This window comes from Paraburkholderia sp. EG287B (genome assembly GCF_040965595.1).
Lineage (GTDB): Bacteria > Pseudomonadota > Gammaproteobacteria > Burkholderiales > Burkholderiaceae > Paraburkholderia.
On record NZ_JBFRCG010000050.1, the window covers coordinates 1 to 15719 of the forward strand.

The 15719-nt window shown below is 61.4% G+C and carries 5 protein-coding genes and 7 pseudogenes; 5 read left to right on the plus strand and 7 right to left on the minus strand.

The window, feature by feature from the left end:
* Positions 1-134: 134 nt before the first annotated feature.
* The 4 pseudogenes from AB4Y40_RS42155 to AB4Y40_RS42170 all read left to right on the plus strand — a co-directional run.
* A pseudogene (locus AB4Y40_RS42155) lies at positions 135-1358 on the plus strand (tyrosine-type recombinase/integrase); the annotation flags it as partial.
* Between the two features lie 186 nt (positions 1359-1544).
* Positions 1545-2108 (plus strand): annotated as a pseudogene (gene istB, locus AB4Y40_RS42160) (IS21-like element helper ATPase IstB); the annotation flags it as partial.
* Positions 2109-2533: 425 nt separating this feature from the next.
* A pseudogene (locus AB4Y40_RS42165) lies at positions 2534-2905 on the plus strand (transposase); the annotation flags it as partial.
* A 142-nt stretch (positions 2906-3047) separates the two neighbouring features.
* Positions 3048-3472 (plus strand): annotated as a pseudogene (locus tag AB4Y40_RS42170) (transposase); the annotation flags it as partial.
* Between the two features lie 160 nt (positions 3473-3632).
* On the opposite strand, the gene gspK reads toward AB4Y40_RS42170, so the two are convergent.
* The 5 genes and pseudogenes from gspK to AB4Y40_RS42195 form a co-directional block, all read right to left on the minus strand.
* Positions 3633-4766 (minus strand): type II secretion system minor pseudopilin GspK, encoded by a 1134-nt coding sequence (gene gspK, locus AB4Y40_RS42175; RefSeq protein WP_368692917.1) that lies wholly within the window; start codon positions 4764-4766, stop codon positions 3633-3635.
* A gap of 29 nt (positions 4767-4795) precedes the next feature.
* Positions 4796-6263: pseudogene (gene gspE / locus AB4Y40_RS42180) on the minus strand (type II secretion system ATPase GspE).
* A 35-nt stretch (positions 6264-6298) separates the two neighbouring features.
* Entirely contained in the window at positions 6299-8689 is a 2391-nt protein-coding gene (gspD, locus tag AB4Y40_RS42185; protein WP_368692913.1) for a type II secretion system secretin GspD, read from the minus strand.
* 435 nt (positions 8690-9124) lie between these two features.
* Positions 9125-9748, minus strand: a pseudogene (locus AB4Y40_RS42190) (IS6 family transposase); the annotation flags it as partial.
* Between the two features lie 141 nt (positions 9749-9889).
* Entirely contained in the window at positions 9890-11818 is a 1929-nt protein-coding gene (locus AB4Y40_RS42195) for a protease pro-enzyme activation domain-containing protein (protein ID WP_368692914.1), read from the minus strand.
* Positions 11819-12806: 988 nt separating this feature from the next.
* Here AB4Y40_RS42195 and AB4Y40_RS42200 point away from each other — a divergent pair.
* Positions 12807-13846: pseudogene (locus tag AB4Y40_RS42200) on the plus strand (IS3 family transposase); the annotation flags it as partial.
* 651 nt (positions 13847-14497) lie between these two features.
* On the opposite strand, the gene AB4Y40_RS42205 reads toward AB4Y40_RS42200, so the two are convergent.
* Both AB4Y40_RS42205 and AB4Y40_RS42210 read right to left on the minus strand, forming a co-directional pair.
* On the minus strand, positions 14498-15016 hold the full coding sequence (locus AB4Y40_RS42205; protein WP_368692915.1) for an IS5 family transposase: 519 nt from the start codon (positions 15014-15016) through the stop codon (positions 14498-14500).
* A gap of 90 nt (positions 15017-15106) precedes the next feature.
* Positions 15107-15514: a transposase gene (locus tag AB4Y40_RS42210; RefSeq protein WP_368692916.1), complete on the minus strand. Its 408-nt coding sequence runs from the start codon at positions 15512-15514 to the stop codon at positions 15107-15109.
* Positions 15515-15719: the final 205 nt, after the last annotated feature.

Below are 15719 nucleotides of genomic sequence, written 5' to 3' on the forward strand. Positions count from 1 at the left end.
GCAGGGGCAGGAAGTCAAAGTCAGTTTGTGGGTCAGTCATGATCTGCGTCCGCAGTGTGTAAGTTGCGGACGCAATCTTGATCCCTGTTACCCGCAGGTTCCAGATGAGCCGAAATTACCGCTTACGCACGGCAGGCGCACGCCAGGTCGAAGCTTTCTTTGCGGCCCATCCCGCGCTGACCGAGCGTGCACGCGCACTGGTTGTGGCAGCCCCTTCCGGGCCGGTGGTGCCGTGGGAACAGCTGCGTCTGCCGCACGAGGTCGACGGCTCGCACGGACAGTTTCGCGCACCACGGCACGTCTGTTTGCTCAAGGCGTCGAACGACTATGAGGCAACTCAATCGTGGCTGTCGTTGCACGAATCGGTGGCCACGCAGCGCGCCTACCGGAAGGAGGCGGAGCGCCTGATCCTGTGGGCGATCGTCGAACGGGGCTGCGCGCTGTCATCGCTGACCACTGACGACGCAATCGCCTACCGGGCGTTCCTGCGACGGCCGACGCCGAGGGAACGCTGGGTCGGGCCGTCGCGGTCGCGACAAAGCGTCGAATGGCGACCGTTCAGCGGGCGACTGTCGACGCGCTCCGCCGCGTACGCACTCACCGTACTTGCGGCCCTGTTCCGCTGGCTGGTCGAGCAGCGCTACGTTCTTGCGAACCCATTCGCGGGCGTCAAGGTACGAGGAAACGCAAAGGCGGGCCTCGATGTCACCCGCGGCTTTACTGAAGGCGAGTGGCTGCTGCTCCGCACGATCGCCGATGGCCTCGAATGGTCCTACGGCTGGAGCGAGGCGGCCGCCCGGCGGCTTCGATTCTTGCTGGATTTCGGCTACGCGACCGGCCTGCGGGCCAGCGAACTGACGGGCGCGACGCTCGGCAACGTCTTCACCGATGATCATGGCGATCACTGGCTACACATCACCGGCAAGGGTGGCAAGACAGGCAAGGTTGCGCTCCCGACGCTGGCACGGATGGCACTCGATCAGTACCTGGTGCAACGCGGGTTACCGGTCACCCAGGACCGATGGGACCCGGCGACGGTGCTCGTCGCCAGCCTAGAGGAGGATGGTACCGGCATCAATGCCACACGGCTCGGACGCGTGCTGCGACGCTTCTTCGTGCTGGTCGCCGACGCGATTAAGGATGAGCGGCCTGCGATGGCGGAAAAGCTGCGCCGCGCGAGCCCGCACTGGATGCGCCACACGCACGCATCAATCGCGCTCGCGCGCGGGGCCGAACTGATCATGGTGCGCGACAACTTGAGGCATTCGTCAATATCGACGACGTCGATTTACCTCCACGGCGACGAGGTCAAACGGGCAAGGCAGTTCGATCAGGCATTTGGCGCCCCCGGACGCTAGAGACTCGGCTACATGGCCGTAAATCAGTGCGCACCTGGACTCACGAAAGATCTCAACTTTACTTCGCGAGTATCGCAACAATTTGATTTATAAGGATAGTAATTCCTATCCGATGCTGAAATTCCACTGAATTCAGCGAAGGTTCAATTTTACTTCGCAAAACGGAACATCTTTACTTCGGCGGACGTCGATCGCCAGCTCGTCATGCAACTGGCCAGCATGGCGTTCACCGAGGGCGCACAGAACCTGGTTCTGGTCGGCGGGCCGGGCTCGGGCAAGACTCATCTGGCGACCGCCATCGGGGTGTCCGGAATCATTCATCACGGCAAGCGCGTGCGCTTCTACTCGACCGTGGATCTGGCCAACGCACTGGAGCAGGAAAAGGCGCAGGGCCGCGCGGGACGGATCGCTGCGAGCCTGCTGCGTCTCGACCTGGTCATTCTGGACGAGCTCGGGTATCTGCCCTTCAGCCAGGCCGGCGGGGCGTTGGTGTTCCATCTCCTGAGCCGGCTGTACGAGCACACGAGCGTTGCCGTTACGAATCTGGACTTCGCTGAATGGTCCAGTGTATTCGGCGACGCGAAGATGACTACGGCATTGCTGGACCGGCTGACGCACCACTGCCACATCGTGGAGACCGGCAACGAAAGCTACCGTTTCCGGCATAGCAGCGCCAGTGCAAAGAAACACATCCGCTCGCGAGAAGCGGCGCGCAGAGGCGACGGCGCAAGTGCGGCCGAATCAGCCTGACGTCGTTCGCCAGCGCAGGGGAATCTGCTACGAGCTACGCCCCTCGCAGATTCCCCTGCGCAACCCGCCCTCATACGCAGGAGGACAACGACCCCGGAAACCCATACACTTATCCACAACCGGTCCTGCTTTAGACCGGTCTCCACCCCGGCTCAAAATTCAATCGGCCCGGTGGCTCAAAATACCGTCGGCGCGGACATTCCCCGTCCCGAGGCTGCGGCGGAAGCCGCGAATGTCGGCATCAAAGTGCCATGATGGAGCGTCGAATCTTCATCAACGCCAGCAGGAGGGGAAGTCCATGTCCCTTGTCACCATTGGAATCGATCTTGCCAAGAACATGTTTGTGCGACCTGCAAGTCGCGTGAGTTTCTGTTTCATAGGAGCAGGTATGAGTTGATGAGACCGGTTGTTCCATCAACCGTTCCCTATCCAGGGTTCGCGGAGTAGGACCCGCTATCGTCGCCACGCTGATCGCCGACGTGCCAGAGCTCGGCAAGCTGACGCGGCGTGAGGAGGTCAGTGCGCTGATCGGGGTAGCGCCCTTCAACCGCGACTCGGGAGCGTTTCGCGGCAAACGAATGATCTTCGGCGGACGTGCCGCTGTCAGGCGCATGTTGCATATGGCGACGTTAGCGGCCGTACGCTTCAACCCGGTAATTGGGGCTTTCTATCATCGGCTCGTCGCCACCGGCAAGCCGAACAAGGTTGTTCTGGTTGCCTGCATGAGAAAGCTGCTGATCCTCAACGCCATCGCAAAAACAGGAAAGCCGTGGGATGAATCCATCCACACGGCTTGACTGGTAAGACAGTTGCTCATTAGTTGAAACAGGATCTGGCCTCCTGAGCTTATCCAGCGGGGCTCTGCAAGCGATGCTGCGGTCGCACAAGATTGATTACAAAATCAGTTGTGCGAGCGGGTCCGTCTATTGGTGGAGGGATGAGTGGCGGTATCTCTTTACCGGGCCGTCGACAAGGCAGGCAACACCATTGATTTTCTGCTGCGATCCCGACTGGATAAGGCTGCGGCCCGGGCTTATTTCGAAAAGGCAATTGACCAGAACGGCGAACCCGAGACCGTGACGATCGATAAGAGTGGATCGAATCTGGCGGCCTTGCAAGCGATCAACGCCAAGCGGGAAACGCCAATCGAGGTCCGTCAGAGGAAGTAACTGAACAACATTGTCGAACAGGATCACCGGGCCATCAAGCGTCGAACGCCCCCAATGCTGGGTTTCAAGAATTTTCGTTGCGCATGCATCATTCTGGTCGGAATTGAGACCATGCATATGATTCGCAAAGGTCAGATGAGCGACGGCCGTAAGGCACTCTCTCCCGCCCAGCAATTCTATTCCCTTTCTGCATAAGCAATCCTCTGTATTTCGGCGAACTCGCCGGCCACCTTCCTTATTGCGACGGAACCACGGCAACTCGGGCAGTTGCCACTCCTGCGAGAGCACCGCCGGATTACGCGGCAATAGGACGATCAGCGTGCTCAAAGGCCACTCTCTCTGTGTGTTGCGCTATTCATAGTTGGTCTTGTACCCGCACGATACGCGTAGTGTGAGTCAGCGGATCGCGATAGACGAGCGTCGTGCGATCCACTTCGGCGCGCTCGTGCTGCACAGTGCCGTGGACTAAAAAGTAGCTCGAATTGACGTCGAACTGATTCGGATCGATCGACGCCGATTGCACGCCGGCGGCGGTCAGCGCGAGTTGCACGTCGCCGGCATTGCGGAAAATCACGGTCTGGCGCCGCGCGACGAGTGTCTGCGCCTGCGGCACGGTCATGCCCGGCACCACCGCCGCGATTACTTCGGCCGACGCGGTGTTCATGTTGATCGCGGTGACCGTCGGCAGCACGATGACGAACGGCCGCAGCTTTGCGACGATCTCCGGTGTGTAGCCCGGAATGTCGAGCAGCGAATCGACGCCCGTCATTAGCAGCGGTGCGACCGCCACGTTGTCGTCGCTGTCCTCGATGCCGGGCTGGTTCGTGAAGTTGCCACCCGTCATACCGCCGCCGCCGACCTGCGGCGAGCTGCTGATCGACGTGCCGGTCTGAAAGCGCGTCGCCGATTGCGACAGTCCCGCGCGCACATGCAGCGCGGTCACTTTGGCGAGCTGCCCGCTCAGGCCGAGCGACACCAGCAGGCGCTGATACGCGGCCATCTGCTCGGCGCTGATTTGCATGACGCCGGGCGCCGGACTCGCGACCAGGCTGCGCAGATTGAATCTGGACTGCGCGTCCTCGATCGAGCCCGACAGGTACGTGGCCGCGCCCTGCTCAGCGCGCACCTCGCCGATCTGGCCGAGAAAATCCGACAGCCGCGCTTTCGCGATGGGCTCGTCCCGAACGCCACCCAGATAGGTGATACCCGCCGACGTGTCGCCTTCGGAGCGCAGGATCAGCCGGGTCCAGTCGAGCGCGCCGCGCGCGCCCCATTGCGCCTGCGACAGCAGCCGCTGATTCTCGATGCGCCGGATCTGCACCTGCTGGCGCCATAAAATGCTGGAGACGAGAATTGCCGACAGCGTCACCACCAGCAACGCGCTGATGATAGCGGCGCCGCGCTGCCTTAGCTGCGCTTTCCGGTGAGAGCCGCGTTCCGCAGGCAAGGCAGAAGCCGCACGGCGCGCATGAGAAAAGGAAAATCTAATGTCACTCTCCACGGAGTGCCCGCATGCGCTCATGCTCCGCCCGTCACGCGAATCACTTCTCCGAGCGACGTCGGTCCCGACGCGAGCCAGCGCTCCGAATCCTCGCGCAGCGTGCGCATGCACTGGGCGCGGCCCGCTTCGAGAATTTCGGCATCGGCCGCGTTGCGGTGGATCAGCGAGCGGATCGATTCGTCGATCAGCAGCAGTTCGTAGACGCCGCGGCGTACCGCGTAACCCGACTGGCCACAACGGTCGCAGCCGACCGGATGCCAGCGCTTGCTGCCGTCCTCTTCGGTGCGCTCTTCGCGGCACACCGGACACAGGCGCCGCACGAGCCGCTGCGCGAGCACGCGGAGCAGCGAGGACGCGAGCAGATACGGCTCGACGCCCATGTCGGTCAGACGGGTGAGCCGATGCCGCGTCGTTCGTGTGCAGCGTCGCGAGCACCAGGTGACCCGTCAGCGACGCCTGCACCGCGATCTGCGCGGTTTCGAGATCGCGGATTTCACCGATCATGATGATGTCCGGGTCCTGACGCAGAATCGAGCGCAATGCGCGCGCGAAGTTCATGCCAATCCGCTCGTTGACCTGGGTCTGGCTGATGCCGGACAGGTCGTATTCGATCGGGTCTTCCACCCTCATGATGTTGGTGGTCGCCGCCTCCAGTCGCGACATCGACGCGTACAGCAGCGTCGTCTTGCCTGAGCCGGTCGGGCCCGTCACGAGCACGATGCCGTGCGGCTTGCCGATCAGCTTGTCGAACTGGCCGAGCGTGTCGGATGCCATGCCGAGCGCTTCGAGATTGAGCCGCGCCGCGTCTTTCTCAAGCAGACGCAGCACTGCGCGCTCGCCGTGGCCGGTCGACAGCGTCGATACGCGCACGTCGACCGGACGACCGCCGACGCGCAGCGTGATGCGGCCGTCCTGCGGCAAACGTTTCTCCGCGATGTCGAGCTGTGCCATGATCTTGATCCGCGAGATCAGCGCGCCATGCAGCGCTTTTTTCGGCCGCACCACGTCGCGGAGCGTGCCGTCGACGCGAAAACGCACCACGGACGCATTCTCGAACGGTTCGATGTGGATATCCGATGCCTGCTCGCGCGCCGCTTGTGTGAGCAGCGCATTGATCATGCGGATGATCGGCGCGTCGTCTTCCGATTCGAGCAGATCCTCGCCCTCGGGGATATCTTGCATCGGCCGCGACAGATCGACTTCGCCTTCCACTTCGCCGACCACCTGCGCGGCGCTGCCGTCCTGGCGCGCGTAGGCCTGGTTGATCGCCTGCGCGAGATCGTCGACGGGCACGCGCACGACCGACACCGCGCCGAAGTTGCGCGCGGCTTCGCTCGTGCGCTCGCTGATCCAGACCTCGAGGCTATCGGCATGCTGATGCGCGACCAAGATTTGGCCGCTGCGCGTAAAGCCGTACGGCACGAGCCGGGCAGCGAGCGGCGAGGGCGCAGCGCGCTCGCCGGCCGCGGCGTCGCCGTTCAGCAGACGTTGCGAGGGCGCGGTTTGCGCGGGCGTCTGCGTCACGGACGCGCTCCCGGCGACACCGTGCTCGGCATCGCGCCGCTTGCTGGCTCGACGACGACCGGTTGAGGCAAGGTTTGCGGCATCGGTTGGGTCGGGGTCTGCGCGCCAGCTTGCGGCACGGCCGGCGCGCCGGCTTGCGGTACGGCCTGCGGCGGTACCTGTTGAGGCACCTCTTGCGGTGCCTGCTGCGGCATCATCTGCTGGCGGCGCATCTGGTTCAGGTCGAACAGATTCAGCGCCGGCACCCCGCCCTGGCTCGGGCCGAGCGGCATCGGCGGCACAACCGGATCGTCGCGATCCCTCATGATGTTGTTGTCCGAACGGTACGCGCCCTGCACACCCTGGATGTATTCATAGCGGTTCGCCGTGACGGCCTGCGTGGTGTCGCGGTCGCTCAGGATGACCGGGCGCAGGAACACCATCAGGTTAGTCTTGTCGCGGGTCTTCTGCTCGGAACGGAACAGCTGGCCCAGCCACGGAATGTCGCCGAGCAGCGGCACCTTGCTGTTCGTCACTCGATAGTCGTCCTGCATCAGGCCGCCGAGAACGATGATCTCGCCGTTATCGCATAGCACGGTCGACTGGATCGAACGCCTCTTGAATTCCGGGCTCGCCGGGTTCGTCGACGCGTTGCTCGTGTCGTTGTCGATCACCGAGTCTTCGGTGTAGAGCTGCAGCTTCAGGATGCCGCCGTCGGTGATCTGCGGCTTCACGTGCAGCGTCAGACCGATGTCGACGCGGTCGAACGTGTTGAACGCCGCGCTCGTCGTGCCGCTCGTCAGGTTCGAGTAGGAACCGGTCTGGATCGGCACGTTGGTACCGACGATGATCTTCGCTTCTTCGTTGTCGAGCGTGATCAGGTTCGGCGTGGATAGCACGTTGGCATCTTCGGTCTGTGACAGCGCCTGCAGCAGCGCGCCGAGACCCTGCACGCCGAAAATGTTGTGGATCCAGCCGACGTTCAGGCCCTGCTGGAGCGGCGCGGCTTTCGAGCCGAGCGCCGCGGCCAGACCGCCGGTGGTGCCAGCGGCCGCGGCTGCAGTCGTGAGATTAACGATGCTGTTGCCCGAGCCAGTCGCCAGATTAGTACCGGCAAACAAGTTACCGTTCGCGACCTGCCACTGAATGCCGAGGTTGCCGCTCGTGTTCGAGTTCAGCTCGACGATCAGTGCCTCGATATACACCTGCGCGCGACGCGCATCGAGCTGGTCGATCACCGCGCGCAAGTTACGGTACGTCGCTTCGGGCGCGGTGATGATCAGCGAGTTGGTCGCGGGATCGGCCGTGATCATGCCGCCGCCCTGGTCCTCGCTCTTCTCCTTGTCGCTGCCGAGAAAGCCACCGCTATTACTGTTCGAGCCCGAGGCGCCGCCGCCCATGGGGGAGTTCATCGAGCCGCCGCCGAGGCCGCCCGACGGCAACGGCGGCGTGCCCGTCGAACTGCTGCTGTTCGACGGACCGCCGCCGCTGGCGTTCTGGTTGAACGAGTTCGCCTCGTTCGCGCCGCCCGTCGAGCCCTCGCCGCCGCCCTTGCCGAGCATGCTGCGCAGCGTGCGCGCGAGCTTCGTCGCGTCGGCGTTGCGCAGCGGCACGACATGGATGTTGCCCGGCATCGTGGTCGGCATGTCGAGCTGATTCGCGAGTTCCTTGGCCGCCGCGAGGCGTGCGGCGTTCGACGCGCGCATCAGCAGCGAGTTGGTGCGCGGATCCGACGTGATCGACACCTTGAGCCTCGCGTCCGTGCTGCCGATCGAGCCCGGATCGAGCATCTTGTTCATCTGCTGCGCGATGTCGATCGCGTTCGCGTTCTTCAGCGGCACGACTGCAACCGCCTGGCCGGCCGCGCTATCGACGCCCGCGATGATCCGGGCGATGCGCCGCACGTTGTCGGCGTAGTCGGTGACGACGATCGTATTGTTGGCGGGGTAGGCCGCGACAGTGTTATTCGGCGAGATCAGCGGACGCAGTACCGGCAGCAGGTTGTTGGCCGATTCGTTCCTCAGCGTGAAGACCTGAGTGACGACCTGGTCGCCGCGCGCCGTCGGCGCGTTGCCGACGTAGGTCGGCACGCCTTGCAGCTTGGCGTCGGCCTCGGGCACCACTTTCAGCACACCATGATCCTGCACGAGCGCGAAACCCTGCATACGCAGCGCCGATTGCAACGTCTTCAGCGCCTGATCCTCAGGCACTGCGTTTTCCGATACCAGGTTTAACTGACCTGTGACGCGTGGGTCGACAATGATTGTCTTGCCCGTCGCCGCGCCAATCGCCTTGGCGACCTGGTCGATATCGGCGTTCACGAAGTTGAGTGTCACCCGTGCGTGAGCAGTCTGCGCGGTTATCAATCCAGCCAGCAGCAATGCGGTTGCTGCGCGAGATAAAGCCATACCAATTGTTTTCCGAAATTTTTGTGATTCTGCTGAAACTTCAATGTGAGAGCGAAGAAACGCCAAGTTTGCCCTTACATGATTTTGCTGGGAGGACGCCCGGGAAGCAGCGCATCGCGCCTTACGGGCTTTCCCGGATCAGGTAGAACTGGTCTTTGCCAATGACGGCTGCAGAGTCAAAACCTGCAATTGGCCGCCATGGGCCGCGGCGAGCGCGCGCCGACCGTGGTATCGTGGTGGCATGGCGCGTGACATACCTGATGCGCAAATTCCAAACCCGTTGGCACTTGGATGCCGCCTTGTTCTTCGACCCGAATGAAGTCCGTTGCGGCCATGTCCTCGTAGAAGAGAATTCCGGCCACGACGGCCACCGCAAAGGGGGCCGCGCCGCGATAGTGGAATCGGGCCCGTCACGATAGGGATTACTGACATTGCCAGTGAATAGAACCGCGCGGCAACTGTTCGATCTGTATCGCCATCTTTGATTTGCCCTTTTCGGATCATGTGCATGATCTGGATACCGGAGCGGATGATGTGCGCGCACCAGAATCCCCAAATCCCATCATCGGTGCGATGATGCGCCTGATGGCGCGATGGTCCTGCGCGCTGATTTGTTCAGCTACCTCTTCTGTCGGACGTTGATAGGTGTGGGCCGCCCGGCGTTGAGCACTTGGAGGCTCAGCCAGATCGGCTGCCGCTTCTGTCCGCGGCAGCCGTTTCGGGCTCACCGTTCCGTGCAATCGTCTTCTCGAAGTAACGTCGAGCGGCGACCTTGTCACGATGGGCACGCAACAGGAAATCGACCGTCTTAGCCACCTTGCCGACGGCGCGGAACAGGTACTTCCATTGTTCCCTTGAACTTCACATAGGTTTCGTCCATGCGTCAACTCCCACCCATGTGGCGTTTGCATTCGCGAAATTCTTTTTTGCAACAACCGTACGAGCTTTATCGCCCAGCGGTGCACGCTTGAATGATCGACCTGAATACTCCGCCCACTCATCATTTCATCCAGGTTACGCAAATTCAGCCGGTACGCCACGCACCACACACATCAGCATCACGTCCAACGCACAATGCAGCCGCTATATCACGTTGCCAATACCGGCGGACTGCCTCGTGCGCGGTATCTTCGTGTTTGCCATCATGTGTGGCATACATTTGGATTCGACTCTGCTCGACCTCGCTAACGCGACGCAACCTTACTGCGCGCGCCAACTTGGCATTGCCGCGCTGATCTTCGCGAAGTCCAAGCTGCCGAAGCCCGTAACCATGTCCCAGCCTGGCTTCGCAGTGAAGCCGTAGCCATGGTAGCCGTTGTTGCCCGATGTCACGTCGTGGTACAGCGCCGTATTGCCCGGGAGATTCTCATAGAACGCCGGCGTTGGCAGGCTGAGGCTGTTGTTCTTGGCCGATTCGAGCCGCGCCCAGCCGCCCACGAAGATTGGTGACGCGAGGCTTGTGCCGCCGATTGGCGAGTTCCTCTTCTGCCCGTTGACGATGATGTAGGCGCCTGTCGATCGCGCCGCATCGAACGCCACGTCGGGCACGGCACGCATCGTCACCGAACTGCCGAGCGCCGCGGTCTGCCAGCTGGGCGCGGCTTCGTACACGCTCACGCCCCCTCCCGTCGCCCAAATGCGCACCGCGTTGTCGACCGGCTCCCCGTTACTGTCGCGGTCCGCGTAGTCGACGCCGCCATTCCATACGGTTTCGCCGCCCCACGTCATGGTGCCGGTCGTGGCGAGCATCGTGCCGCCCACTGCGACGACATACGGCGAGCTAGCGGGATACTCCACGCCGTATTTGGACAGATCGATCATCGTGGTGACCGAGCTTCCGTCGAACGTACCGACGTACCCTTGGGCGCCACGCTTCGAATGCGATTCAACATAGGCTCCAGCATCGCCTGAAGAGACTGAGAAGATCTGTCCTTGTGCGACTGCCTGCTTGAACACCGCGTCGTCGGCGGCGAGCGCGCCGTCCTTGTAGGTTGCATGTTCGTCCTGCCCGATCGACACATTGATTATGGTAGCCTTATTGTCGGTCACCGCTTTGTTGAAAGCAGCGTTCAGCGTTGCGTCGGTGACTTGGTCGTTGCCGTCACCGCTCATGGCCGGATAGAAGATCAGCTCCTTGACGCCGCCGGATGTGCCGATGATGACCTGGCTGTCGAGAGCCCACTCGAGTTCGGCGTCGTGGACCGGGACGCCCGATCCATCCGCGACGACCGCCGTGTTGACCTTCGGCAGGTGTGCGTTCTGCGTGAAGGTGTTGAGGTCGGCAATGGTCTGAGTCATGTCGCCCCAGCTGATGATGCCCACCGTCGTGTTGGTCGCAGCGGGCAGGCTGTCCGCGTCATAGATCTTCGCGAAATCGGTTGGCTGGTGACCGACCAGCTGCGACGCGTCTGTCATGCTCTTCTCAATGGAGTTCGGTTCGATGACCGCTTCCGGCGCGAAGCGTTGGAGCATGATGTGCGGCACGACCGCATTCTGCAGGCCGAGTACCGAATCAACGACCGAGCCGAGCCATGGCGGGACAAAGGCTGACAAATCGTTCCCGTAGACCGGCTTGCCATTATAGTTGAAGCGCTTGATGCTCGTCTGGAAGGCGCTTTGCACGTTGTTTGCGTTGCCTTCGGCGAAGATCAGCATGTTGTTCTCTGATACGGAGACGTTGCGGAAGCCGTTCGCCTTCAGATGAGCGACTACGGCCGCGACCTGCGCGTCGGTCGGCGAGAAGCGCGCCCTGAATTCGGCCGGTGTGAGGTACCTGTGGTAACTGACGCTACCCGGCTGATTGAGGTCGCGAAGAAACCTGTCGAGCTGGTCCACGTTGCGGTGCTTCAGTGCCACGGTGATGTGCAGCGGCTGACTCAATTCGAGCGGCGTCACATTCGTATCGGTCAGCGCAGTATTGCTGAAGCTGTTCAGCGAGTAGCGGCGCGCCGCATAGGGGCCGGCCGATGCCGACGCATTCGACAGGAGGAACGCTTGCGTGCGGGTCGAGACCCAGTTGGTCGCCGCTCGGGCTGGCAGCGGCATCGTCGTGACCGCTACGCCAAGCGAAAGGGCGGCCAGTTCAAAGGCTCTTAGGAATTTGCGATTGCCGAAATGAATTGTCTGCATTAGAAGTTTTGAAATTCCAACGAAGATGGGGATGCAGCGGCACGCCCGCCAGACTCCCAGTTGCCGTCAACGCTTAACTCGACCGCGAACTATTTAAGAGCTGCGGCGAAGCCTGTCACGTTGCATGGAGTCTGGACGGCATTCGGGGTATTGCGCTAATGCTTACGAGCTTTGCCATGATTTCTCAAGGTGAATTTGCCGCAAAATGCTGCACGGCGCCGGAGTAGATCGCAGAGCCTTGGTAACCATAGGTCTCCGTATAAGAGTCGTCACTATGGTGTTGATCGAACCGGTCACGAGCAAACAAGCCGGGATACCTGCCGAACGCTTCTGATGTGGGCGGACTATTTCAAAGTTCAAAGCGCGATGTTCACGAGATTGTGTCCGGAGCTTCTGCCACGACGCAAGCAAATTTGAATCAATAAAATTGATGTCATGGTTTATGGTGGGATTGAAGGATTGCCGATGGGTGCGCATGGGTCTGCCGATCCCCGCGTAACGAGGTACGCATGGCCGACGACGAGCAGTATGGCCCACACCGAGCCCCGCGACTGCTCACGCCTATATGAGCTCCATATCCTCGAGATATTTCTGCAAGCGCTCAAGACCAAAGCTTTCTTGCGAACGCGGATGTGCGGTGGGAGCGTGTGCTTCCACGCGCTGCACGCACCGGAGGTTGAATATCTGGCGAAAGGCAGGTGCCTACGCCCTACGAATTCGGTGTGAAGCTAGTCGACAGCGAAAGCGGAAGTGCCGGAACTCGCCGGCGTAACGCATGTTTCGTCAAGACGTCGGCAGAAGTGAACAACCGCGCTGAAAAACAGTCATCCGCTCACCCGCCGACGCGAGCGCCAGATGCAGGGTTTCCGCGATTCACGCGTAAAAGTCTCTGCAATCCGGGGAACAACCCCTTGAACTGCTGGAGACGGCCTACCTTAAATAACGGGTAGTCATACACTGTGTTTAGAGCTAACAGCAAGCAGGAAGTGTGGAAATGTTGACGGGACCGGAGCGCCGCCGACAGTGGGGCTGCGGAAGAGAAAGCGGCGATGGTTCGGGAGAGTCTGGAGCCGAGCAAGACCGTGTCGATGGTGGCTCGCCAACATGGCGTCAATCCAAACCAGCTGTTCCATTGGAAGAAGCTGTATCAGGACGGCAGCCTGTCGGCGGTGTTCATCGGTGAAGAGGTCGTGCCCGCTTCGGAGCTGGCAGACGCGCTCAAGACCGTAGAAGTTGAAGTTCTGAAAGAAGCAGTGGAGTACGGTCGGGAAAAAAAGGATAGCGCGCTCGCCATCATTGCCGGGGAACGACCAGTGAAGCAGGTCTGTGAAGTTTTCGGCGTGGCGCGCTCGAACGTGTCGATCAGGCGCGGACGCCCTGCCGGCTGGCAAGACGGGCACAGCGCCGTGCAGACAGACGATGCCGAACTGGTAGCGGTAATACGGGAGACCGTTATCGATTTGCCGAGCTACGGCTATCGGTGGCTTTGGGGTGTTATCCGCAGCAACCGGGAGGTGCGTGGGGCTGGGGCGGTGAGCGCAAAGCGCAGCTATCGTGTCATGCGCGTTCACAGCCTGCTGCTGCAACGCCGACCGAAGTCGTCACTCCGTCACGCGGCGACATGACGGACGGGTTGCGGTGGCCAGAAGCAATCAACGCTGGTGCTCCAATGGCTTCGAATTCCGGTGCGAGAACTGCGAGCCATTGCGCGCTACCTTCGCGCTGGATTGCCGCGACCGGGAGGCAATGAGCTGGGTCGCGACGACGGTGGCTAAACCCGCAACAACGTTCGGGACATGATGCTTGCAGCCGTCGAGCATCGGTTTGGCAATGTCGATGCCGTACCGTCTTCGATTGAATGGCCAAGCGATAACGGCTCAGGATATATTGCCCGCGAAACGTGCGTTTGCGAGTGGTATTGGATTCGCGCCTCTCACGACACCGGTGGGTCCGCAAAGCAATTGTATGGCCGAGAGCTTCGTGAAAACCATGAAGCGCGACTACGTCGCCTTCATGCCCAAACCCGACAAACATGCCATTTCCCCGGCCTCCGGACGGACTGCGCCCGCTGAGCGGTCAGGCAACAATTTTTGCGCGCGCCACCGACTTGCCCCGGGTGATGCCGATGTAGCGCAACGGGCTCCCGCAGCACGCAGTTCAACGGATCCACGCCGAATGCCCGGGTCTGCAGATTGCGGTGGCGGATCGTCGTCACCGGCTCCATATCCTGGTCCAGCACGCTTTTGCAGTGGCAGGGTTTTCACAGGGATCGAGTCTTCTCAGGGATGTCTGGATCGGGGAAAGTGGTGGTTCGCGAGGCCCATTCGCGCATTGTATAGCTCGGTGGTATCCCTGCAGTGGACAGGATAGAAACCATGGCTGTTGTCGGCCACATGTGCAGAGGATGCCGGAGCGGTGGCCTTTGGCGTGGGGACTGCCTGACTACCCCGCTGGTGCGCCGGAGGCCTATTTCAGGCCTCCGGCTCGCCTTCGTCGGCACCATGTCGGCCGGGGCGGCGTCTAGGGCAGCGCTGATCAAGCCCGGTAAACACGATTGCTTGCGACCAAGGCATGTGTAAACTTTCGAAATCGCGAATCGCAGCCGTAAAAGCGGGCATTCCAGCTCATGTTGGGCCCCTTGAGGGGCTCTGCACGGGCTCTTCGCCCGTCTTTGGCCCTCTACGGGCGCACCTGTGCCGTCGAGCGACCTCGCCACATGCAAAGATTGGCCAGCGCGGGCGCAACGAAGGCGCGATTGGCGTTTTTTGCCAGCCCGCGATAGCGAACCTTCGTGAAGCCCCACAGCCGCTTCACGACCGCGAACACGCGCTCGACCCGGGCGCGGATCTTCGACTTGTTGCGGTTCTTGCGCCGCGCCACTTCGTCGACGATGTCCTTGCGGCGCGTGCGCTTGTTGGTGAAGTCACGTGCCTTTGGGGCCTTGCTGTGAATCAGTGCTTTCTGGCTCGCGTATGCGCTGTCACCGTAGACGCGTTGCTCCTCACTGTGCAGCAACTGTGGCAGCGGATGCTTGTCGTGCACGTTTGCGGCCGTCACGACCGCGCTATGCGCCAGCCCGCTCTGACTGTCCACACCGATATACAACTTCATGCCGAAATACCACTGCTGGCCTTTGCGTCGTCTGATGCATTTCGGGGTCGCGCGCCCTCTCCTTGTTCTTCGTCGACGAGGGGGCACCGGTCAGCGTGGCGTCGACGATCGTGCCACTCTTGAGCTTTGCTCCCCGCGCCTGCAACCCCACTCCCACTTCCGCGAAGATTCGTTCGCTCACTTGTGCTCCTCCAGCAGGTGCCGGAATTTGAGCAGCGTGGTGGCGTCCGGAACCGTTTCGCTGCCAAGGTCAATGCCAACGAAACGGCGCAGGCTGAGACTGTCGTACAGCGTCTCTTCGCATGCAAGATCGGCAAGATTGAACCAGTACTGCACAAAGTGAATCCGCAACATGCGCTCCAGCGCGATCGGCGGGCGACCATTGCCGCGTTTCGGATAAAACGGCTCCGCCACTGCGCACAGCTCCGCCCACGGCACGATCGCGTTCATCTCGTCGAGAAACGCTTCGCGTCGCGTAGGCTTGCGCTGCGCCCCGAATCCTGCGCATTGATCGACAGCCATCGCCAGTGTCAGTTGTTTCATCGTTTTTCGCTTTCGCCGTTGCATGTCCACGCTATAACGCATGACAGTCATGAACGGTGGACTTGATCAGCATTGCCCTCAGACCATCGTAAGCGCTGCGACCAACGATCCCGGAAATCTCTAGTCCAGTGAACCAATGAAATTGCACTGATCTAATAGTGCATGGGCAAAATGAATCTGAGTGAAACCGAGCGCGAAGACCTGATGTCGATGCAGCGCAGCCGCACAATGGCCGTTGGCGAGGTGA